Raw genomic sequence first — 22753 nt, forward strand, 5'->3', positions numbered from 1 at the left:
CCATCCGGCAAAACATTGATAGCCAAAACCTGTCTCATTGATTGTCAGCGCCTCTTTGTCTTATTCCCGAACACTCTCTATACTGGCCCGCGTTGCGTTCCACAAAACCCTTAACTTTGCAGGAGAATTATATGGTACTGGTAACTCGTCAGGCTCCGGATTTCACAGCAGCTGCGGTACTGGGTAGCGGTGAGATTGTTGATAACTTCAACTTCAAACAGCATACCAACGGTAAAACCACCGTTCTGTTCTTCTGGCCGATGGACTTCACCTTCGTTTGCCCGTCTGAACTGATTGCGTTCGACAAACGTTACGAAGAATTCCAGAAGCGCGGCGTTGAAGTGGTTGGCGTTTCTTTTGACTCTGAATTTGTCCATAACGCATGGCGTAACACCCCTGTCGACAAAGGCGGCATCGGTGCAGTGAAATACGCAATGGTTGCTGACATCAAGCGCGAAATCCAGAAAGCTTACGGCATCGAGCACCCGGAAGCGGGCGTTGCTCTGCGCGGTTCTTTCCTGATCGACGCGAACGGCGTTGTTCGCCACCAGGTGGTTAACGATCTGCCGCTGGGTCGTAACATCGACGAAATGCTGCGTATGGTTGACGCGCTGCAGTTCCACGAAGAGCACGGCGACGTTTGCCCTGCACAGTGGGAAAAAGGAAAAGAAGGTATGAACGCATCTCCGGACGGCGTGGCAAAATACCTGACCGAAAACGTCTCCAGCCTGTAATTGGCATGAATTGAACAAGGCCCGCAAACGCGGGCCTTTTTTTATCTCAATGGCCCGACCACACCGACGCTGAGATTGCAGGCAACGTCAGTACATCGCCCATGACCTGGCCTTTGCCCTCTTCGTGCCGCCACTGCGCGACATTGAGCAACGGCGACGACGGCAGCACCACTTCACAGGCGTGTCCCCGGTTAATCGCCACCAGTACGCGTTGCTGGTTAAGCACCCGAACAAATACCACCACGTTATCCTCGGCGTAAATTACCTGACAGCCGCCGTGGCGTAGCGCCTTGCTGTGATGACGTAATTTCGCCAACCGCTGGTACAACGCCAGCAGTTGGCCGTCCTGTTGATCCTTCTGCCACGGGAACGGTTTACGGCAGAACGGATCATTATTCCCATCCAGCCCCACTTCATCACCGTAGTAAATACACGGCACGCCAGGCCACGTAAACAGCCACACCACCGCCAGTGGCAGGCGCGCAACATCTTTGCCCAGTAAAGATTTAAAACGGGCGGTATCGTGGCTGTCGAGCTGGTTGAACATACGCAACTGCTGCTGATGCGACAATCCCGCACGGTAGTTATCCATCCACGCCATGCACGTTTGAGCATCAATAGACTGCGGATCGTAAGAGATGTCGGTGTTAGCGAGAAATCCCCAGAGCGGGAAGGTAAATCCACGGTAGTTCATGGCGGCATCTTCAGCATCGGCCTGCAGCCACTGGCGCGCATCGCCAAAGTGTTCACCGACCACATAGGCTTCTGGCTGCGTTTCTTTCGCCGCCCGGGTGATCCCGGCCACATGCTGCAGATTATTGCGCGCTCCACCAGCTTCTCCCAGCATGTGCACCACATCAAGCCGCCAGCCGTCCATGCTCCACGGCGCTTTTAACCAGTGACGGACAATGCTGTCCTCGCCGCGATAAATTTCATTCACCAGACTTTCCGAGGCAAAGTCCAGCTTCGGCAGGCTGGCGTAACCCAGCCAGTCCAGCGCGACGCCGTCGTCAGAGAAATGGTACCAGCTGCGCCAGGGCGAGTCCGGGTTATGACATGCCCCGTTAGTTCCCTGATGATGCCTGTCGAACCAGGCGTGCGAATCGCCGCTATGATTGAATACGCCATCCAACACCAGGCGCATTCCCTGTTGCTGCGTGTTATGCCGCAGGCGTAATAGCGCCCTGTCGCCACCAAACCGGGGGTCAACATGGCGATAATCTTCGGTATCGTATTTATGCACGCTCGGTGCGGTAAACACCGGGTTCAGATACAGTGCCGTTACCCCTAAGCTTTTCAGGTACGGCAGCTTCTCGCTGATCCCGTCCAAATCACCACCATAGAACGTCGAGCCTCCGGCCTGTGCGTTCAGCGGTTCGTCCCAGTCGCGCTGCACAATATCGTGCCCGGCCGCGTGGTGGTAATAGACGTTATCCTTTTCTGTGTCGCGCGACTGGCTGCGGGCAAAGCGGTCCGGGAAAATCTGATAGAAAACCTGGTCGGCCACCCATTGCGGGCCGTTGTCTGGCACATCCACAGCAAACTGTTCCAGCCGCGCGGGAGGAAATCGGCTGAACCCTTGCGGGGTAAACCACAGCTGGCGATCGAGCCACAGCAGCTTAAAGCTATAGCGTCGACGAGGCTGGCCGCTGGAGAGACAGATTGCCGCTCGCCACGCGGTCACGCCAGGCTGTGGCTGACTGCGCTGCTTATGCATGCAAAGCGAGATCTCTTCGTTATCATTTTCTGCGCGTAACGTGACCCGCTGGGGTGGATTGTCCCCTGACAGCCAGAGCGTAATCGTCAGATTATCGTTGTTTTGCTTAACAAATGGGGCAACCGGAAGGTGCCAGGCGTTCAACATCACGTATCCCCTTTGATGAAAATGAAGCCACCTTGCCATAGGAAAGTTAAGGATCACTCATCATCTTAACGTTTATTGGGGGAGGAGTTCGGGGGAGGAGAAAATGCCGGGAGGCGCAAGCCTTACCCGGCAAAAAAATTACTGTGCTTCAGCCAGTTGACGCTCGCGGCGGCGTTTGAACACCCACCCCAACAGCAGCAGGGCAATCCACGCAAAACCAACGTACAGTGAAATACGGGTATCTGGATGGTAGCCAATAAGCCCGATGATAAAGACCAGGAAAATCAGGCCAATCACCGTCGTGACCACACCGCCCGGCACTTTAAACGTCAGGGCTTTAACCTCTTCCGGCGGCAGACGACGACGGAAAGCAATCTGCGACAGCAGGATCATAATCCACACCCACACCGTAGCAAACGTCGCCAGTGAGGCGATGACCAGGAAGATATTCTCCGGCATGATGTAGTTGAGATACACCGCAAACAGCAGGGCAATGGTCATCACCATCACCGTCACCCACGGCACGCCGCGACGCGAGGTTTTGGCGAACATTTTCGGTGCACTTCCCTGCTCCGCCATGCCATGCAGCATACGGCCTACGCCAAATACGTCAGAGTTGATCGCCGACAGCGAGGCGGTCAGCACCACAAAGTTAAGAATACCCGCAGCAAAGGTAATACCCATATGCTGGAACGTCAGGACGAACGGGCTACCGTCGGTGCCCACCTGGTTCCACGGGTAAATAGACATAATGACAAACAGCGTGCCCACGTAAAAGACGAGGATTCGCATCGGCACGGAGTTAATCGCACGCGGGATGGACTCCTGCGGATTCTTCGCTTCACCGGCAGTAATACCGATGATTTCAATGCCACCATAGGCAAACATCACCATTTGCAGCGACATGATCATGCCCAGCCAGCCGTTACTGAAGAACCCACCGTTGCTCCACAAGTTATGGATGCCGGTTGGTTGCCCACCGTTGCCGATCCCCCAAATGATGATGCCGAAACCGGCGACAATCATAATGATGATGGTGGCAACCTTGAAGAAGGAGAACCAGAACTCAAGTTCACCGAACACCTTCACGCTCATCAGGTTGATGGCGCAGATGATCAACACTACGCTCAGGACCCAAATCCAGTGCGGAACCGCCGGGAACCAGACGCCCATGTAAATCCCGAAGGCAGTCACGTCGGCAATGGCGACAATCAGGATTTCAAAACAGTAGGTCCAGCCGGTAATGTAGCCAGCCAACGGCCCGAGGTTTTCCTGCGCATAGCGCGAGAATGAGCTAGCTGCCGGGTTATGAACGGACATTTCGCCCAGCGCGCGCATGATAATGTACGCCGCCGCGCCACCGATAATATAGGCCAGCAACACGCTCGGCCCTGCCATTTTGATGGCATCGGCTGAGCCATAGAACAGCCCGGTACCAATTGCCGAACCTAATGCCATAAAGCGGATGTGCCGGGTGCTCAGCCCACGCTTTAGCTTGTTATTACTTTCCATCGATTCCTAACCTGTTTACACAATAAAAAAACCACGGGGCCATATTAATAGCCCCGTGGTTAAAACTTATTGTCAGTGATATTAGTGTGCGCTGGAGGTCACTTGTCGACCTGCTGCACGGTCCCAAATAACGGCCAGGACTACCATCACGACTGTTGGCATCAACCACGCCAGCCCTTGCTCCGCCAGCGGTAAACGCTGGGTCCAGGCCGGTAAGACATCGCCAATTGCAGAAGCTTTAATGCCATCAAGGATACCAAAAATCAGGCTGATAAACATCGCAGGTGCAATGACGCGGGAAGAATTATGCCACCATGAGCGGGTAAAGCTTAATACAACCAGTGCGATACAGGGTGGATAGATAGCCGTCAGAACCGGAATCGAGATCTGAATCAGGTGGCTCAGACCCAAGTTTGACACCACCATCGAGAAGCCGCCGAGGATAAACACCAGCGTACGGTAGGACAGCGGAACATACTGCGCGAAGAATTCAGCGCACGCACAAGTCAGGCCAACCGCCGTCACCAGACAGGCGATGAAAATCAGTGCGGCCAGCAGCAGGCTACCAGCACCACCGAAGGTGTGCTGAACATACGCATGCAGAATTGCCGCGCCGTTAGCAGACTGATCGACCAGAACCGCACTGTCTGAACCCAGACGGAACAACGCGAGGTACAGCAGCGTTAAGCCGACACCGGCCATCAAACCCGCCCAAACGGTATAGCGCGTCAGCAGACGTGCTTCGGTGACGCCACGCGAACGAGCGGCGTTGACAATAACAATGCCAAAGACCATCGCGCCCAGCGTATCCATCGTCAGATACCCGTTCACGAAGCCGTTCGAAAACGCAGCGGTTTGATAGGCTTCCATCGCATTGCTGATCGGACCGGCAGGCCAGATAATCGCGGCAACAGACAGCACAACCAGCGCAAGGATTTTCAGCGGGGCAAGGAAATTCCCCACGGTATCCAGCAGTTTGCCCGGATAGAGCGACACCAGGATAACAATCGCGAAATAGACCACGCTGTAGATAAACAGCGGCAGCGCGGAATCACCGGTCAGCGGGGCAATTCCCACTTCAAAGGAGACAGTCGCGGTACGCGGAGTAGCAAATAACGGTCCGACGGCCAAATAGCAGACGGTAGCCAGCACTAAACCAGCCACTTTACCGATCGGGGTGCTCAAACTATCTACACCACCACCGACTTTCGCCAGAGCCACAACGGTCAGGACCGGCAGGCCAACAGCGGTAATCAGAAAGCCAAAAGCCGCAGTCCAGACGTGCTCGCCGGCCTGCAAGCCAACCATTGGAGGGAAAATAATATTACCTGCACCAACGAACAGTGCAAATGTCATAAATCCCAGTGCGATGATATCGCGTGATTTTAACTGATGGGTCATAAAGTCTTACTGCCTGTGGATGTGGTGTTGTAAACGTTTAATTTGTGCCTTTCCCTGAGGGACGATACAGCGGCATTTTTAATCAATTCCAGCGGGAAATTCTCCCGTCCTGGCGCGGCGAAGAATAGTTTTTCGATTTACCGCGTAAATGCAGTCGGTATGACAGCACATGGTGCGCAATTTAAACGCTTATAACGTTTTAAAGCAAGGTGGGATCTAAAAACCAGAACAATATAGCAATATGAAAAACACGGCCAGCACAAAACACCATTTCATGGAAAAAGGTATGGGTAATAATGCGAACAAAAAACAACCAGACGTCGTAAAATTCATGATGTCAGTATTGACCACAATGAAAAAGCCAGCTTTCGCTGGCTTTTGGAAAGATAATCTTACGAATACGCGTCAGTCGTTACTTTTGGCAACTAAACGTTCCGCCAGCACAAAGCTAAACCGCGTCCCTTTGCCTGGCGTACTCTCGATATTCAATCGGCTGTCGTGATGATTTAAAGCATGCTTCACAATCGCCAACCCGAGTCCACTACCGCCCGTTTGCCGCGATCGCGCTTTATCCACGCGATAAAAACGTTCGGTCAAACGAGGGATGTGCTCAGGTGCAATACCCGGCCCGTTATCTTCCACGCTGAATTCCGCCCCCGGAGTCGCCCGCTGCCAGCGCACGGTAATGTGCGTTCCTGCCGGCGTGTGGTTCACCGCGTTATAGATAAGATTCGAGATTGCGCTACGCAGTTGCTCTTCATTGCCCATCACGTTCAGGCGATTATCCACGTCAAAGGTAAACGTGTGTTTATTCTGACTCAGCGTTTGCGCCTCGTGTTCCACGACACGCAGTATCATCGGCACATCCACTTTTTCATTCTGCGGCAGCGTCGGTGCGGCCTCAATTCTCGACAGCGTCAGCAGTTGCTTCACCAGCCCTTCCATACGCTGCGTTTGCTCACGCATGGTATGCAGTGCTTTTTCTCGCGTCGCCCCTTCCAGCGGATGCTCCTGCATCATTTCAAGATAACCCTGCAGCACCGTTAGCGGCGTGCGCAACTCATGACTGGCATTAGCGAAGAAATTACGCCGCAACCCTTCAAGTTGGTGCATCTGAGTGACATCGCGCGCGACCATCAGCAGCTGCTTATCGGTATACGGCATGACCCTAATTTCCAGATGCCGTCCGGTATTAAGCACCAAATTGATCGGTCGGCTAAAGTCGCGTGTTTTCAGGTATAAGGTAAATTCCGGGTAGCGGAGCAGGTTAAGAATGTTTTGCCCGCTATCGTCCGGCCAACGTAATCCCAGGACCTGCTGCGCTAAGCCGTTACACCAGAAAATACCGCCTTCTTCAGTGGTCAGTACCACCGCATCGGGCAACGATTCTGCCCCGCTGCGAAAACGTTTAATCAGATTCCCCAGTTCACGGCGGCGTTTTTTGTTACGCAGCTGCATTTGATGCAGACCGTAGAGCAACGGTTCCCAACTGCCGCGCCCTGGCGGAGGCGTCATACTCCTGTCGACCCATAACCACCAGGACAAACGCAGTAAATTCCAGAAATGCCAGATAAGCAGACCCGTTACCGATGCCAGTAAAAACCACGGCAGGTAACCGAAAAAAGCACTAAGGATAAACGCCGGTATGCAGCAGAGTATCAGCTCCAGTACCAGCCTTTTCCATGACAGCCGTTCAAGCAAACGTCACACTCCATTTAGTACCAGACCCATTAGGCTATTTTACTTGCCATTTTGAACCTGGGCAGTGCTCGCAATCCTCACGTACTGCGTGTACGCTGCGGTTGCTGTGCGCTGTCCGCGTCCAAACTGGCGGCGACAACTACGCCTACTGGCCTGGCACTTATTTTGTCAGTCAGAAATTCTTGTTAATCAGAAGCGGGTTGAAAAACGGTATCCCGTTCCGCGTACCGTCTGCACCATGCGATCGTGTCCGCTGTGTTCCAGCGCCTTACGCAAGCGACGGATATGCACATCGACCGTCCGGTCTTCCACGTACACATTGGTGCCCCAGACATGATTGAGTAGTTGTTCGCGGCTATAGACGCGCTCAGGATGGGTCATAAAGAAATGCAGCAGTTTAAACTCGGTTGGCCCCATATCCAACGGAGCCTCGCCAGTCATCACACGGTGCGAGGTGGGATCAAGGCTCAGCCCCTGCATCTCAATGACTTCCTCAACCGCCATTGGCGAAATACGACGCAGCACGGCTTTAATACGCGCCACCAGTTCCTTGGGAGAAAACGGCTTGGTGATATAGTCATCCGCACCAGTTTCCAGCCCACGCACGCGGTCTTCCTCTTCGCCTCTTGCCGTCAGCATCATGACGGGGATGTCCCGCGTCATCGCCTCACGCTTGAGGTGTTTGATGAACTGCAGACCCGAGCCGCCGGGAAGCATCCAGTCAAGCAGGATCAGATCCGGCCAGGGTTCATTGAGTTGATTCACCGCACTGTCATAGTCTTCGGCTTCTACAGGTTGGAACCCGTTTTGCTCGAGCACGAAGCAGACCATTTCACGAATTGGAGCTTCATCTTCTACGACCAGAATACGTCTCGCCATGATTTGCCCTGTTTTTAATTAAATCGTTTAGCATCAATACGGTGCCATTATGCGTCAGATTTATGACAGTTTTATGAAAAAGATAGCCCAGGTTTAACGAAGGTTGTTGAATTATGACAGCCCGGAAACAAGATATTCGCACCGTTGCAAGGGTATAATCCTCCTCATTGCTTTTTCGTCATGGAACTCTTATGCGCATCCTTCACACCTCTGACTGGCATCTGGGCCAAAACTTCTACAGCAAGAGCCGCGCTGCCGAGCATCAGGCCTTCCTTGACTGGCTGCTGGAGACCGCACAATCCCATCAGGTGGATGCCATTATTGTGGCAGGCGATATTTTTGATACCGGCTCACCGCCGAGCTATGCCCGCGAGATTTACAACCGCTTTGTCGTCAACTTGCAGCAAACAGGCTGCCATCTGGTGGTGCTGGCAGGCAATCACGACTCCGTCGCCACGCTTAATGAATCGCGCGATATTTTGGCGTTTCTGAACACCACGGTGGTCGCCAGCGCCGGACATACGCCGCAAATACTAAAACGCCGCGACGGTTCGCCGGGCGCCGTACTGTGCCCGATTCCCTTTTTACGCCCGCGCGACATTATCACCAGTCAGGCGGGACTCACCGGCAGCGAAAAACAACAGCATCTGCTGGGGGCGATTACCGACTATTACCATCAGCAGTATCAGGACGCCTGTAAACTACGCGGCGAACTGAATCTGCCGATCATTGCAACCGGCCACCTGACGACCGTCGGCGCCAGTAAAAGTGACGCGGTGCGTGACATTTATATTGGCACGCTGGATGCTTTTCCAGCACAAAACTTCCCGCCCGCGGATTACATCGCGCTGGGACATATTCACCGGGCGCAGGTCATCGGCGGAACAGAACATATTCGCTACTGTGGCTCACCGATTGCGCTCAGCTTTGACGAGTGCGGCAAAAACAAATGCGTTCATCTGGTGAGCTTTGAAGAGGGCAAACTTCACGCCATCGACAACCTTAGCGTGCCGGTAACGCAACCACTGGCGGTATTAAAAGGTGATTTAGCCGCTATTACCGCCCAGCTTGAGCAGTGGCGCGGCGTAGAGCAGCAACCGCCCGTCTGGTTGGATATCGAAATCACCACCGACGATTACCTGCACGACATGCAGCGCAAGATCCAGGCACTGACGGAAGACCTGCCGGTAGAAGTCTTGCTGGTGCGCCGCAGTCGGGAACAGCGCGAGCGTATTATGGCCAATGAGCGGCGTGAAACGCTGAGCGAACTGAGCGTGACGGAAGTATTTGACCGACGCCTGGCGCTGGAAGAACTGGAAGAGCCGCAGCGTGAACGTCTTAATCAGCTGTTTAGTGAGACATTACAGACGCTTGCCGGGGAGGCTGACGCATGAAAATTCTTAGCCTGCGCCTGAAAAACCTGAACTCCCTGAAAGGGGAATGGAAAGTCGACTTCACGGCAGAACCTTTTGCCAGCAACGGTCTGTTCGCCATCACCGGGCCTACGGGTGCCGGAAAAACCACCCTGCTGGATGCGATTTGTCTTGCGCTGTACCACGAAACGCCGCGCCTGAATACCGTATCACAGTCGCAAAACGACCTGATGACCCGCGACACCGCCGAGTGTCTGGCAGAGGTCGAGTTCGAAGTTAAAGGCGAGGCCTACCGCGCGTTCTGGAGCCAGAACCGGGCACGCAATCAGCCGGACGGTAATTTGCAGGTCCCGCGCGTGGAGCTTGCCCGCTGCGCGGACGGAAAAATCCTCGCCGATAAAGTCAAAGACAAACTGGACATGACCGCCACGCTCACCGGGCTGGATTACGGACGGTTCACCCGTTCAATGCTGCTGTCGCAGGGGCAATTCGCCGCCTTTCTTAACGCCAAGCCGAAGGAACGCGCCGAGCTACTGGAAGAACTGACCGGCACCGAAATTTACGGACAGATTTCGGCAATGGTGTTTGAAAAACACAAAGCGGCGCGCACCGAACTGGATAAACTGCAGGCACAGGCCAGCGGTGTTTCGCTGTTGGCCACCGAACAGGTGCAATCCCTTACGGAACGTTTGCAGGTACTTACTGACGAAGAAAAACAACAGCTTGCCAGCCAACAAAATCAGCAACAGCACCTCAACTGGCTAACCCGGCAAAATGAGCTACAGGCAGAAATAAACCGTCATCAACAGGCGCTACAGGCCGCACAGCAGGCACAAGAACGCGCGCAGCCGCAGCTGGCAGCGCTCAGTCTGGCGCAACCTGCAAGGGCGTTACGTCCGCAGTGGGAGCGGATTCAAGAACAATCTACTACCCTGGCGCGTACACACCAGAAGATTGAAGAAGTGAATACTCGCTTACAAAGCAGCATAACGCTGCGTGGGCGCATCCGCCAGCAGGCACAAAAACAGTCTGCTATCATGCTTGCCGAGCAGCAGACGCTCAGTAGCTGGCTGAACAAACATGACCGTTTCCGCTTATGGAACAGTGAACTGGCAGGATGGCGCGCGTTATTGGCCCAACAATCAGACGCCAAAACCCAGCTACGCCAATGGCAGCAGTTGCGGGAGAACGACACGCATAAGCTGAACGCTCTTCCACATCCGTCGCTAACGCTTACCGCAGAAGAAGTAGCAGAAGCGCTGGCACAACACGCCCGACATCGCCCGTTACGCCAGCGTTTGAGCACCCTACATGGACATATTGCGCCGAAGCAAAAGCAGTTAGCTCAGTTGCACGTCACCCTCCTGCAACGCCAGAAGGAACAGACCCAGCGTAACGCTGCACTGGCAGAAAAACGTCAGCGCTATAAAGAAAAAAATCAGCAACTTGCCGATGTAAAAACGATTTGCGAGCAGGAAGCCCGTATCAAAGATCTGGAAAACCATCGGGCATTATTGCAATCAGGACAACCTTGCCCGCTATGCGGCTCCACCGCACATCCGGCAATTGAGCGCTATCAAACGCTGGAACTGAGCGTGAATCAGACGCGGCGTGAAGCACTGGAAAAAGAGGTCAAAACGCTGGCCGATGAGGGTTCAACGCTACGCGGGCAGCTTGAGGCGATAACGCAGCAGCTACAGCGCGAAGAGAGTGACGCGCAGAGGCTTTCTCAGGAGGAGCAAGCACTTACTCAAGAGTGGCAAACGGTGGCCGCCAGCCTCAACATTACGCTACAACCACAGGATGACATCACCCCCTGGCTTGCCGCTCAGGAAGAGCACGAGCAGCAACTTCACCAGTTGAGCCTGCGTCATGCCCTACAGGCACAAATCACCGCGCATACAGAACAGATTACTCAGATCCAGCAGCATATTGACCAGCGTCAGGCCACGCTAACCGCCGAGTTAACCCGTCATGGTCTGTCTCTTCCGGCCGAGGATGAAGTCGCCTCATGGCTGAGTGAACGGGCGAACGAAGCGCAAATGTGGCAACAGCGTCAGAACGAACTGACCGAGTTACAGGCCCGAATATCCCAGCTTGCGCCAGTGCTGGAAACGCTGCCAGAATCCGATGCGCTTTCTGAAAACATTGAGAATTTGTCGCTGGAAAACTGGCGGCAGGTGCACGACGATTGCCTCTCTTTACAGGGGCAATGGCAAACCCTACAGCAGCAGCAGGCGCAGGAGGTTCAGCGCGCCGCAGAAATTCAGGCGCAGTTTGATGCAGCGCTGCAGGTCAGCATCTTTGAGAATCGTGACGCTTTCCTTGCGGCCCTGCTGGATGAAGAGGCTTTCAACCGCCTTGAGCAGCTAAAACAGTTGCTGGAAAGTCAGTTGCAGCAGGCGCAAACGTTGCTGGACCAATCGACGCAAGCGCTGACGAGCCATCAGCAACAGCTGCCTGCCGGCGCAGATCTCACCCTGACTCCGGAACATCTTCGCGATGCGCTGGCACAACTGACACAACAACTGCGGGACAACACCACCCGTCAGGGAGAAATTCGCCAGCAACTCAGACAGGATGCCGAAAATCGCCAGCAGCAGCAGGCCCTGATGCAAGCGATCGAAACGGTCTCACAGCAAGTCGAAGACTGGGGCTATCTGAATGCGCTGATTGGCTCGAAAGAAGGGGATAAATTCCGCAAATTTGCCCAAGGGCTGACGCTGGATAACCTGGTATGGCTGGCTAACAACCAGCTGACCCGCCTGCACAGTCGCTATCTGCTGCAGCGAAAAGCCAGTGAAGCACTGGAACTGGAGGTGGTTGATACCTGGCAGGCCGACGCCGTTCGCGATACCCGCACGCTGTCCGGCGGCGAAAGCTTCCTGGTGAGTCTTGCGCTGGCGCTGGCGCTGTCCGATCTGGTCAGTCACAAAACTCGCATTGACTCCCTGTTCCTCGACGAGGGTTTTGGCACGCTGGACAGCGAAACGCTGGATACCGCGCTGGACGCTCTGGATGCGCTGAATGCTACCGGGAAAACCATTGGTGTGATAAGCCACGTCGAAGCCATGAAAGAGCGTATTCCGGTACAGATCAAGGTGAAGAAAATCAACGGGCTGGGTTATAGCAAGCTCGACAGGATGTTTGCGGTGGAATAGTCGAAGACGGATGCGGTTTCCCAGGACGGATACGTGTCAGCGCCATCCGGCTCCGTACTTAGCACGATAGTGTATAGACAAAGACGGATATGAAATGGCATTTCATTTCACTTATCCGCAAGCTATGTTTTTATTGGCGGCGATCGTTCGCCGCGGTGGCGCACATCCTGCGCCGTTATTGCTGGCAGGTAGTATGAAAAAAGTAATTTTCTCTTTAGCCCTCGGCACGTTTGGCCTGGGCATGGCCGAATTTGGCATCATGGGTGTGTTAACCGAGCTGGCGCGGGATGTGGGGATTTCAATTCCTGCGGCAGGCCACATGATTTCGTTTTACGCATTCGGCGTAGTGCTGGGTGCGCCGATTATTGCAATCTTTTCCAACCGCTTTTCGCTGAAGCATATTCTGCTGTTTCTGGTCACGTTGTGTGTAATAGGCAATGCCATCTTCACCCTATCCTCATCCTATTTTATGCTGGCGGTCGGCAGGCTGGTTTCCGGTTTTCCGCACGGAGCATTTTTTGGCGTCGGCGCCATTATTCTGACTAAACTCGCACGTCCAGGAAAAGTCACCGCCGCCGTTGCAGGAATGATCAGTGGGATGACCGTCGCCAACCTGATTGGCATTCCCGTTGGCACCTGGCTGAGCCAGACATTTAGCTGGCGCTACACTTTCCTGTTGATTGCCGTTTTTAATATCGCAGTTATCATGTCGATTGCCTTCTGGGTGCCCAACATCAGTGACGAAGCCAAAGGCAAACTGCGCGAACAATTTCACTTTCTGAAAAGCCCGGCTCCGTGGCTTATTTTCTCCGCTACGATGTTTGGCAACGCCGGAGTGTTTGCCTGGTTTAGCTATGTGAAGCCGTACATGATGTATATCTCCGGTTTTTCCGAAGCGCTGATGACCTTTATCATGATGCTGGCTGGATTGGGAATGGTGCTGGGCAACCTACTGAGCGGGCGGATCTCGGGCCGCTATACGCCGCTGCGTATCGCGGTAGTGACCGACTTCGTGATTGTGCTGGCTCTGTTGATGCTGTTTTTCGTCGGCGATATGAAAGCTGCGTCGCTGACCTTCGCGTTTATTTGCTGCGCGGGCCTGTTTGCACTGTCAGCCCCGCTACAAATTTTGCTGCTGCAAAATGCGAAAGGCGGCGAACTGCTGGGTGCCGCCGGTGGACAAATGGCCTTTAACCTCGGTAGCGCGGTTGGCGCATACTGCGGAGGCATGATGCTGACACTGGGTTTTTCCTACAACTACGTGACTCTTCCGGCGGCCCTGCTGTCGTTTTCCGCGATGTCGTCGCTGCTGCTGTATGGGCGTCTAATGCGAAAGCAAAGCACAACAGCCTCTTATCCGACCTACGGGCATGAATCGTAGGTCAGATAAGCGCCATTCCGCATAGCAATAATTACACCTGTGGCCACAGCCAGGCTGCACCGCGTACCCCGCTGGAGTCACCGTGCAGCGCTTTGCGAACAGGCGTTTCACACTCACCACCAAAGACAAACTGTTTAATCAATGACGGAACGGTCTGATACAACCTGTCGACATTGCTCATCCCACCGCCCAGCACGATGACATCCGGGTCAAGGATATTCACCACATGGGCCAACGATTTTGCCAGGCGTAATTCATAGCGCTGTAGCGCCTGCTCCGCCAGCGCATCCCCTTCGCTCACCAGACTAATAATTTCACTGCCCTTCAGCGGGTTACCGCTCAGGCGATGATAATCCGTGGCGAATCCCGTCCCGGAGATGAAGGTTTCAATGCAGCCTTGCTTTCCGCAATAGCAAGGTACTTCCTGCCGGTAACGCAACTCATCTTCATCCATCCACGGCAGCGGGTTATGTCCCCACTCACCCGCGGTACCGTTGCCGCCTGCATGTGCCCGACCATTGAACGCCACGCCGGAACCACAGCCGGTGCCGATAATCACCGCGAACACCGTTTGCGCGCCCGCAGCAGCGCCGTCTACCGCTTCAGAGACAGCCAGGCAGTTGGCGTCGTTGGCCAGACGAACTTCCCGGCTCAGACGCACGCTTAAGTCTTTGTCAAAAGGCTGACCGTTGAGCCAGGTCGAGTTGGCATTCTTCACCACGCCGGTGTAGGGGGAAATCGATCCGGGGATCCCCATACCAACGGTTCCGGTCTGTCCGGTGGCTTTTTCCGCCATCTCCACCAGTGCAGCAATGGTTTCTATAGTTTGCCGATAATCATCACGTGGCGTGGGCAGGCGATGACGAAAAAGTTGCTCCCCCGCATCACTAAGCGCGATAACCTCTGTTTTGGTGCCACCTAAATCGATTCCTATACGCACACGCTGGTCCTCATTTTTTGGGAATATCAACAGAGTAGAGGCGAGCATGGCGTTAGGCAATGCACGCCCGCCGACAATTCGTTATTATGCCCGCTGAATTTAACGACAAGGCCGTGGAAATTATCATGCTGTGGTTCAAAAATTTAATGGTTTACCGTCTTAGCCGCGATGTTTCTTTGCGCGCCGAAGAGATGGAAAAACAGCTTGCCTCAATGACGTTTACCCCTTGTGGTAGCCAGGATATGGCAAAAATGGGCTGGGTTCCGCCGATGGGATCGCACAGCGATGCATTGACGCACTCTAACAACGGCCAAATTATTATCTGCGCCCGCAAAGAAGAAAAAATTCTGCCGTCGCCGGTGATCAAGCAGGCACTGGAAGCCAAAATCTTCAAGCTGGAAGCCGAACAGGGTCGCAAACTCAAGAAGACCGAGAAAGACTCACTGAAAGATGAAGTGTTGCACTCATTGCTGCCGCGTGCCTTTAGCCGCTTTAGCCAGACAATGATGTGGATAGACACCGTTAATGATTTGATCATCGTCGACTGTGCGAGCGCCAAGAAAGCGGAAGATACGCTGGCGCTGCTGCGTAAAAGCCTCGGCTCACTGCCGGTGGTCCCGCTGACGCTGGAAAACCCGATAGAGCTCACGCTCACCGAATGGGTCCGTTCCGGCACCACGGCGCAGGGATTCCAGTTACTGGATGAAGCCGAACTGAAAGCCATGCTGGAAGACGGTGGCGTGATCCGGGCGAAGAAACAGGACCTGGTGAGTGATGAGATTGCCGTGCACATTGAGGCCGGAAAAGTCGTCACCAAGCTGGCTCTCGACTGGCAGCAGCGCATTCAGTTTCTGATGTGCGACGATGGCTCGATTAAGCGTCTGAAGTTCAGCGATGAGCTGCGCGACCAGAACGAAGATATCGACAGAGAAGATTACGGCCAGCGTTTTGATGCCGATTTCATCCTGATGACCGGTGAACTGGCGGCGTTGATTAAAAGCCTGGTGGAAGGTTTAGGCGGCGAAGCGCAGCGCTAAGCTATTCCGTAGTGCCGGATAGCGCCGCAAGCGGCTTATCCGGCACTCTACCATTACAGGTAACGGCAAAGATAGGATGTAGGCTCAGCTACTTGCAGATGAAACTCACTGTGCCCGGGCACGTTAAACACCTGCCCTGCAGCATACACTTTCCACTCAGTTTCGCCCGGCAGCAACACATTCAATGCCCCGCTAACCACCGTCATCTCTTCAGGTGCCGCAGTGCTAAAGGTATATTCGCCTTCCACCATCACGCCAACGCTGGCGCGGCCAGTACTACTGCTGGTAAAACCAATCGATTTTACTTTGCCGGAAAAGTATTCGTTACTTTGAAGCATACCGCTGGCCCTGTCTCGTTATTAAGTTAACAACCAATATAGGGGGCTGACGTTCCACCTGTCACGCAAAATTACGCCAGCAGTTCTGAAGCCAGTCTCGCTATCAGGACATTCGACAGCAGCACCGGAACATCGAGTGATTGTTGCAGTACATCACGATGACGCTGATTAAACCCTAAACAGTCGAGCATAATCACGTCGGCCCCTTGCTCAAGAAGTTGTTTCCCGGCATCAATCAGTTGTTGTTCAGAGCCGTCAATGGGATTCGCCAGCGCATAGACCGGCGGCGTTTGTAATACCTGCCATTTTTTCGACTGGGCTTCCAGCAATTCAGCCACCGGGACAATCACCCCAACCTGATGCCCGTCGACAATCGACGCCACCAGAGGGGGAATAATACGTAAGGGCTCCAGCAGGATGCCGTTTCGGATTGTCAGACGGGTGATGACCGCAGTGCTCATCAGTAAAATGACATCAAAACCCTGGTTGTCCAGCACCTCAACAATGCCTTGCAATGCACGTTCTACTTTCTGGCGCGAGACATGCGCCAGCTGATGGTCGCTAAGCAGAGTTAATAGTGCATCGTCGCCCGGTGAGACGGCGTACTCGGCCATCACCTCTTCCCGTCGCATCTGCCCCAGCAGGCTATGGTGGGTAATGTGTTGTTCATCGATATATTCCGTCAGGAGCGGTAATACCTCACGCATCGGCACAACGCCAATCGTGAGGATAGCCAACGACGTACTCATGTGTTGCTCCACCGTCTTCTTACTTTGCTGTAAATTCCCGGACAAATGCCAGGCACTGACCTGCGTTACGAATGCCCAAAAGCGTAGCAGTAGATAAGCAGCCCAGTGTGTAAAGATTCCAAATCATTCCAGTAGTTTATTGTTATCATTTACTTTTCAATTTTCGCGCCATCCGATGATGTGCGCAAAATGTGATGCAGACAGCGTCTGACCTCAGGTTTTCTGCGGGTCTTCATAGCGTTTTTTGGCATCCATCGCTTCCTGCGCAGATGGATGCTCGCTAATCAACGAATTCGGTTTGGGGTGGTCAGCGCGGAGTTGATACCAGGTTACTGTCTGGCCTGGCGTGCCTTTTTCAACAGTAACAATGGTCGCTTTTCGTGGATAAGGGGGTTTTGTCGGCATAGCGCGTCCTTTTGACTGGATGAGCGTTAAGTATAGACCCCACCCTGTAATCGCGGCGCCGAATGCGACATTATCGCCAGAATATCGGCCACAACCAGTGAGGGTTCAAGGGTTGCATCAACGATAAAGTGCGCTGCTGCGCGATACAGTTCGTCGCGCTGTTCAAGCACCTCTTGCACCTCTTCGGTTAACGGCTTACCGGTTAAGGTCGGGCGCAATCCCTCTTCAGGTGCCGCTTCCAGGCGATTCACCAGAACCGATACCGGTGCACTTAAATAAATAACCGTGCCGTTATTTCGCATGTAGTGACGATTATATTCAGTAAGAATAATGCCGCCGCCGGTCGCAATAACCGTTGAAGGGGCGGTCACGGCCTGCAGAGCGGTCGTTTCCTGAGCACGAAATCCTTCCCATCCTTCTCTCTCAACGATCTCGGCGACGGTCATTTGCACATGTGATTGCAGCCAGCGATCGGTATCAACAAACTGGAAGTCGATAGCTTTCGCCAGCGCCATACCGGTTGTTGTCTTACCACACCCCCGCGGGCCAACAAGAAAAAGAGGTTGCGTCATCGCAGAAATTCCCCAGAGAGCCGCCCACGAGCGGGATCTGATGCTGTTAAAGTTATAATCATACCATCAAACTAGTACATCACCAAAATGTAAAGAATAAATTCCACCCCAGACTTAAAAGCCCATTAAGCCTTACTATAACAAGATTTCACAACGATGAAAGTGTAAAAAATAAATTACATTTGTTATTTTCTGCGCTGAACTTCCAGCCACCACTTATCCAGTTCAGCGGCAAAATGCTGCCTGTCACGCGGAGAGAGCGTGTCCGGGCCTCCGGTCTGGATCCCACTGGCACGTAGCGTATCCATAAAATCGCGCATCGTCAGACGTTCACGGATGGTCGCTTCGGTATAGCGTTCGCCTCGCGGATTCAGCGCTGCAGCCCCTTTCTCGATGACTTCAGAGGCCAGAGGGATATCAGCCGTTATCACCAAATCACCAGCGCTACACTGGCGCACAATCTCGTTGTCGGCAACATCAAACCCGGCGGGGACACGTAATGTACGGATAAAACGCGAAGGTGGCACGCGCAAACTCTGATTGGCGACCAAAATCAGCGGCATCTGCATACGCTCAGAGGCCCGATACAAAATATCTTTAATCACATTCGGACACGCATCCGCATCCACCCATATTGTCATAACACCTCCAGGTTACTGTGCAATCGTGCATTGTCTCGTGCTTTTACTTTCCGGCAAAGTGCTGTTTCTCCTTCTGAACACATCCATTCCGCGCTAAGCTTAACCTTCCCAGGTATACCCTAAGTAATTCAAAAGTATGACGGGTATAAAACAATGAATATCACGCATAGGGAGTGACAAGATGGACAAGAAAATTGGTTTTATTGGCTGCGGCAATATGGGCAAAGCCATTCTTGGAGGTATGATCGCCAGCGGTCAGGTTCTCCCCGGACAAATCTGGGTCTATACCCCCTCTCCTGATAAAGTCGCCGCGCTGCACGACCAGTACGGTATTAATGCCGCACAGTCAGCGCAAGAAGTCGCCCAAATTGCCGATATCGTCTTCGGTGCCGTGAAACCTGGCATCATGGTTAAGGTGCTGAGTGAAATCACCTCCAGCCTGAACAAAGACTCATTGGTCGTCTCTATTGCCGCTGGCGTCACGCTCGATCAGCTTGCCCGCGCCCTGGGCCATGACCGTAAAATTATCCGCGCGATGCCCAATACGCCGTCGCTGGTCAATGCGGGCATGACCTCCGTAACGCCAAACGCGCTGGTGACGCCAGAAGATACGGCTGATGTTTTAAATATTTTCCGCTGCTTTGGCGAAGCCGAAGTGATTGCGGAATCGATGATTCACCCGGTCGTCGGTGTCAGCGGTTCCGCACCGGCATACGTGTTTATGTTTATCGAAGCCATGGCAGATGCGGCCGTACAAGGTGGAATGCCCCGCGCGCAGGCCTATAAATTCGCCGCGCAGGCGGTAATGGGATCAGCCAAAATGGTACTCGAAACGGGGAAACATCCCGGAGAGCTGAAGGATATGGTGTGCTCGCCTGGCGGAACAACCATTGAAGCGGTGCGTGTCCTGGAAGCGCGCGGTTTCCGTTCTTCAGTCATTGAAGCGATGGTTAAGTGCATGGAGCAATCAGAAAAACTCAGCAAATCCTGAGTGGGCAACCGGACGTCAGGCCGCCGCTTCAGTGCGGTTACGTCCGGAATTCTTTGCTTTGTAAAGGGCCATATCCGCTGATTTCAACCATTCTCGATAATGTTCCGTATCTGAGGTCAGGGACGCAACGCCAACGCTGATACGCAGTGCAACCTGCGGGGCGCAGGACAATCTCAACAGGCTGAGTCGTTCGTGGACACGAGACATGGCGGCGATAGCGCTGGCCGCAGGTGTACCGCACATAATCACAGCAAACTCATCACCACCAAAGCGCCCGATCACATCGCTGCCGCGCAGCGTCATCTGGAGCTGACGCGTCAGCGCCACAATAGCCTCATCGCCAACGTCATGGCCCCAGGTATCATTGATACTCTTGAAGTGGTCGATATCGATAATCAGTAACGTGGCTTCGCGCTGGTGACGACGACAATTATCAAATTCATTGCGCAGTAAAAGCTCCCAATGGCGTCGGTTATACACACCGGTCATACCATCCCGCGTGCTCATCACCTGCAACCGACGCTTGTGCTCGGCCAACTTGATGACCGTCTGGTAGCTCACCCAGGCAAACAGTATCGGATACAACACCAACACCGGCAGAGACAGTAGCACGCTCACCTGCGTACTGTTGAGCGCCACCGGGATGTCCGTCAGTTGCAGGGTGACCAGACATGAGACAATCGTCAACACCAGACCGGCGATGAATAACCGTATTCCGCCTGCACCCATCAGGTTGATACAGATAATCATCAGTAGAGCCGTCGACGGTAGCAGGTTTACTCCCATCAGCCCTATCCACATTCCCGAGAGAATCGCATCGGCTTTTAAGTTGGTGAATTCGCTATGCATCGGGTCATCTGCTTTGCCCGCCAGCTGCCATGCCAGATGCGGCCAGACAAAGGCCCATCCCACCAGTAAAAGCCACCAACCTCCGGTGATCGGCTGCGACACCAGGACCGACGCGATAGGGAAAAACATTCCGCCCAGTCCCACCGCGCGCGGCAGCCTGATCCGTCGGGCAAATCGCAGTCCGGAACGCTGATGGTCATTTTGATGAAGCGATAAAAAGGCTTCACTCGGGACGACCTTTTTTTGATAGAAATTTTCATCATTCATCGTATTTAGGAACATTCTGAAACAAATTTCCCAAATTATAGAAAGGGGGTCGTGCGCGGGAGTATGATATTTCGGGTGAGCGAATTTCGCTGCTCACCCTTATGTACTACGCAATTACGCTGATTTTTTCAGGCAGGCACTCATAAATTTATTGCGATCGTCGCCTTTCAGCGACTGCTCCGTTGCCTGAACATTACATTCACGCATCTTCTGTTGCTGTGGCGTCAGGCTCTTTTCCTCAGGGGCCGATTTACTGTTTTTCAGGCAATCGCTCATATAGGTCTTGCGCGCATCCCCTTTTAAGGTTTGCGCTGTCGCCTGCTGGTTGCAAGTGGTCATCCGTTGTTGTTGCGGGGTTAGCGTCTTCTCGGCAGCGCCGGCGGTAGTTAAAAAAAGCAGACCAAATAGCAACGTCATGACTAATGATATTTTCATAGCACCTTCCTTTTCTGAACGACGAGACACAGATAAGTCTGGCTGCTAACGACAAAAAAACCACCCGACAGCAAAAGTAATGCCACCGGGCGTGTGCTTATTTCAGCCCTAAGGCTGATTTCATGGTGTAGAACAGATCGGTCTGGTCAGTCAGACCAACCACATTCGCCGCATGCGGCCCATAGGCAGCAATACGCAGTTGGCTGCCCGTATGCTCCTGAGACTCCTCTTCGGAGTTGCCGTAGCTGATGACCATCACCGCGCCGTCTTTGGTATTCAGCGCCTGAGTCAGGCCGGGTGCTTTGGTATCCGGCGCCACAATCTGGCTGGCATGCGCGTGGTCAGCGGTCACCACCACCAGCGTATTACCCTCTTTCTTTGCAAAGGCCAGCGCTCGCTGTACGGCCTCATCCAGATCGACCGTTTCACCAATCTGCCCGCACGGATTAGCGGCGTGATCCTGTTTATCGATGGACGCGCCTTCCACCTGCAGGAAGAAGCCTTTTTCATTTTGGCTTAACAGCTCAATCGCTTTATCCGTCATCTGTGCCAGTGTCGGCACCGTGTCGTTACGTTTGGCGTTTGGCGTACAGGTCACAGTCGGCTTATCAATATTGCCATGATAAGAGGCTTTCGGTCCTTCCCAACGCACCGGCATGTTACCTTCAGAGAACAACCCCAGCAGCGGTTTATCCTGGCTGGCGTCAGTAATCGCCGCAAGCGATGCGGCGTCGCTCACCAACTGATAGCCGCGTATCTGCGCCTGCTCACGCAGCGTCTTACCCTGCCATTCACCTGCAGCAGCGGTTTCAGCAAACGTTTTTGCCCCGCCTCCTAGCGTAACGTCAGCACGAGCATTCAATAATTGTTCGGTGATTGACCCTTTGCCGCCGTTTTCCAGCGCATTAGTCGGGCATTTTTCACGGGTCACGCTCGGACCGTAGCATTTACGTGACGTCACATGCGCAACCAGCGCAGCTGGAGTGGCATCCTGTAATTCAGCGGTAGAAACATTGCCTGTCGCCAGGCCTGCAGCTTTTGCCATTTCCAGAATCGTGGTGTGATCTTTTTCATGGATATCAACGCCCAGCGCACCATTATAGGATTTAACCCCGGTGGTCCACGCCGTGGCAGAAGCCGCAGAATCGGTCACATAATCGGGTTTACCCGTTTTTTTATCCAGGGAATAGTGGGTGTATTGCCCGGTCAGGGGTAACGCATCAATCCCTTTAAAAAAGCCGCCCGCGCCTTCGGCATAATTTCGCGCTGCGGTAATTTCTGAGTCACCCATACCATCACCGATCAGCAAAATAATATTTTTAGCCGGTTTATCAATCAGTGAATCACGCAGAGCGGCCGTTTGATCGCTGGTTAATCGGCGAGCGCCACCCGGCGCTGTGATATCACCCTGAGCAGCACGATTATCCATCACCGGCACAGCAGATGATTCTGCATAAATAACCGGGGTAAACAGCAAAGGTAACAGGGCAATAGCAAGTGCGCTTTGTTTCACTTTATTTTCT

At 53.6% G+C, this 22753-nt stretch carries 20 protein-coding genes; 6 read left to right on the forward strand and 14 right to left on the reverse strand.

What is annotated here, in order from left to right:
- The first annotated feature begins 131 nt into the window (after nt 1–131).
- Nucleotides 132–734, forward strand: a complete 603-nt coding sequence (locus IMQ48_RS06855) for a peroxiredoxin (RefSeq protein ID WP_048212444.1) — start codon at nt 132–134, stop codon at nt 732–734.
- Nucleotides 735–780: 46 nt separating this feature from the next.
- Here the strand turns inward: IMQ48_RS06855 and malZ are convergent, their stop codons facing one another.
- The 5 genes from malZ to phoB all read right to left on the reverse strand — a co-directional run bounded on the left by malZ (nt 781) and on the right by phoB (nt 8091).
- Nucleotides 781–2598 (reverse strand): maltodextrin glucosidase, encoded by a 1818-nt coding sequence (gene malZ / locus IMQ48_RS06860; RefSeq protein ID WP_196208416.1) that lies wholly within the window; start codon nt 2596–2598, stop codon nt 781–783.
- A gap of 138 nt (nt 2599–2736) precedes the next feature.
- Nucleotides 2737–4110 (reverse strand): proline-specific permease ProY, encoded by a 1374-nt coding sequence (gene proY, locus IMQ48_RS06865; protein WP_196208417.1) that lies wholly within the window; start codon nt 4108–4110, stop codon nt 2737–2739.
- An 81-nt stretch (nt 4111–4191) separates the two neighbouring features.
- Nucleotides 4192–5511: a branched-chain amino acid transporter carrier protein BrnQ gene (brnQ, locus tag IMQ48_RS06870; RefSeq protein ID WP_096758098.1), complete on the reverse strand. Its 1320-nt coding sequence runs from the start codon at nt 5509–5511 to the stop codon at nt 4192–4194.
- 405 nt (nt 5512–5916) lie between these two features.
- Entirely contained in the window at nt 5917–7212 is a 1296-nt protein-coding gene (phoR, locus tag IMQ48_RS06875; protein ID WP_196208418.1) for a phosphate regulon sensor histidine kinase PhoR, read from the reverse strand.
- Nucleotides 7213–7401: 189 nt separating this feature from the next.
- On the reverse strand, nt 7402–8091 hold the full coding sequence (gene phoB / locus IMQ48_RS06880) for a phosphate response regulator transcription factor PhoB (RefSeq protein WP_135322897.1): 690 nt from the start codon (nt 8089–8091) through the stop codon (nt 7402–7404).
- Between the two features lie 191 nt (nt 8092–8282).
- On the opposite strand from phoB, the gene sbcD reads away from it, so the two are divergent.
- From sbcD to araJ, 3 genes are all read left to right on the forward strand, one after another.
- Nucleotides 8283–9485, forward strand: a complete 1203-nt coding sequence (gene sbcD, locus IMQ48_RS06885; protein ID WP_196208419.1) for an exonuclease subunit SbcD — start codon at nt 8283–8285, stop codon at nt 9483–9485.
- Complete coding sequence (gene sbcC / locus IMQ48_RS06890) at nt 9482–12625, forward strand: exonuclease subunit SbcC (RefSeq protein WP_196208420.1); 3144 nt, start codon at nt 9482–9484, stop codon at nt 12623–12625. Before sbcD ends, sbcC begins: the two co-directional genes overlap by 4 nt.
- Nucleotides 12626–12818: 193 nt before the next feature.
- Nucleotides 12819–14006 (forward strand): MFS transporter AraJ, encoded by a 1188-nt coding sequence (gene araJ, locus IMQ48_RS06895; RefSeq protein WP_196208442.1) that lies wholly within the window; start codon nt 12819–12821, stop codon nt 14004–14006.
- A 31-nt stretch (nt 14007–14037) separates the two neighbouring features.
- On the opposite strand, the gene mak is transcribed toward araJ, so the two are convergent.
- Nucleotides 14038–14946, reverse strand: a complete 909-nt coding sequence (gene mak, locus IMQ48_RS06900) for a fructokinase (RefSeq protein ID WP_196208421.1) — start codon at nt 14944–14946, stop codon at nt 14038–14040.
- A 125-nt stretch (nt 14947–15071) separates the two neighbouring features.
- Here mak and rdgC point away from each other — a divergent pair, with 125 nt between their 5' ends.
- Entirely contained in the window at nt 15072–15983 is a 912-nt protein-coding gene (gene rdgC / locus IMQ48_RS06905; RefSeq protein WP_196208422.1) for a recombination-associated protein RdgC, read from the forward strand.
- A gap of 53 nt (nt 15984–16036) precedes the next feature.
- On the opposite strand, the gene ppnP is transcribed toward rdgC, so the two are convergent.
- From ppnP to IMQ48_RS06930, 5 genes are all read right to left on the reverse strand, one after another.
- On the reverse strand, nt 16037–16321 hold the full coding sequence (ppnP, locus tag IMQ48_RS06910) for a pyrimidine/purine nucleoside phosphorylase (protein WP_196208423.1): 285 nt from the start codon (nt 16319–16321) through the stop codon (nt 16037–16039).
- Between the two features lie 71 nt (nt 16322–16392).
- Nucleotides 16393–17070 carry an AroM family protein gene (locus tag IMQ48_RS06915; protein WP_196208424.1) on the reverse strand — a complete coding sequence of 226 codons (678 nt, stop codon included), beginning with the start codon at nt 17068–17070 and terminating at the stop codon, nt 16393–16395.
- A 213-nt stretch (nt 17071–17283) separates the two neighbouring features.
- Nucleotides 17284–17475: a protein YaiA gene (yaiA, locus tag IMQ48_RS06920; protein ID WP_196208425.1), complete on the reverse strand. Its 192-nt coding sequence runs from the start codon at nt 17473–17475 to the stop codon at nt 17284–17286.
- A gap of 26 nt (nt 17476–17501) precedes the next feature.
- Entirely contained in the window at nt 17502–18047 is a 546-nt protein-coding gene (aroL, locus tag IMQ48_RS06925; protein ID WP_196208426.1) for a shikimate kinase AroL, read from the reverse strand.
- 185 nt (nt 18048–18232) lie between these two features.
- Nucleotides 18233–18688 carry a YaiI/YqxD family protein gene (locus IMQ48_RS06930; protein WP_196208427.1) on the reverse strand — a complete coding sequence of 152 codons (456 nt, stop codon included), beginning with the start codon at nt 18686–18688 and terminating at the stop codon, nt 18233–18235.
- A 181-nt stretch (nt 18689–18869) separates the two neighbouring features.
- On the opposite strand from IMQ48_RS06930, the gene proC reads away from it, so the two are divergent.
- On the forward strand, nt 18870–19679 hold the full coding sequence (gene proC / locus IMQ48_RS06935; RefSeq protein WP_096758109.1) for a pyrroline-5-carboxylate reductase: 810 nt from the start codon (nt 18870–18872) through the stop codon (nt 19677–19679).
- Nucleotides 19680–19694: 15 nt separating this feature from the next.
- Here proC and adrA read toward each other — a convergent pair whose 3' ends face one another.
- The 3 genes from adrA to phoA form a co-directional block, all read right to left on the reverse strand.
- Nucleotides 19695–20810: a diguanylate cyclase AdrA gene (gene adrA / locus IMQ48_RS06940; protein WP_196208428.1), complete on the reverse strand. Its 1116-nt coding sequence runs from the start codon at nt 20808–20810 to the stop codon at nt 19695–19697.
- Nucleotides 20811–20909: 99 nt separating this feature from the next.
- On the reverse strand, nt 20910–21230 hold the full coding sequence (psiF, locus tag IMQ48_RS06945) for a phosphate starvation-inducible protein PsiF (RefSeq protein WP_196208429.1): 321 nt from the start codon (nt 21228–21230) through the stop codon (nt 20910–20912).
- A gap of 97 nt (nt 21231–21327) precedes the next feature.
- On the reverse strand, nt 21328–22743 hold the full coding sequence (phoA, locus tag IMQ48_RS06950; RefSeq protein WP_196208430.1) for an alkaline phosphatase: 1416 nt from the start codon (nt 22741–22743) through the stop codon (nt 21328–21330).
- Nucleotides 22744–22753 lie beyond the last annotated feature (10 nt).

The sequence above is a fragment of the Citrobacter sp. Res13-Sevr-PEB04-36 genome (assembly GCF_015672735.1).
Lineage (GTDB): Bacteria > Pseudomonadota > Gammaproteobacteria > Enterobacterales > Enterobacteriaceae > Citrobacter.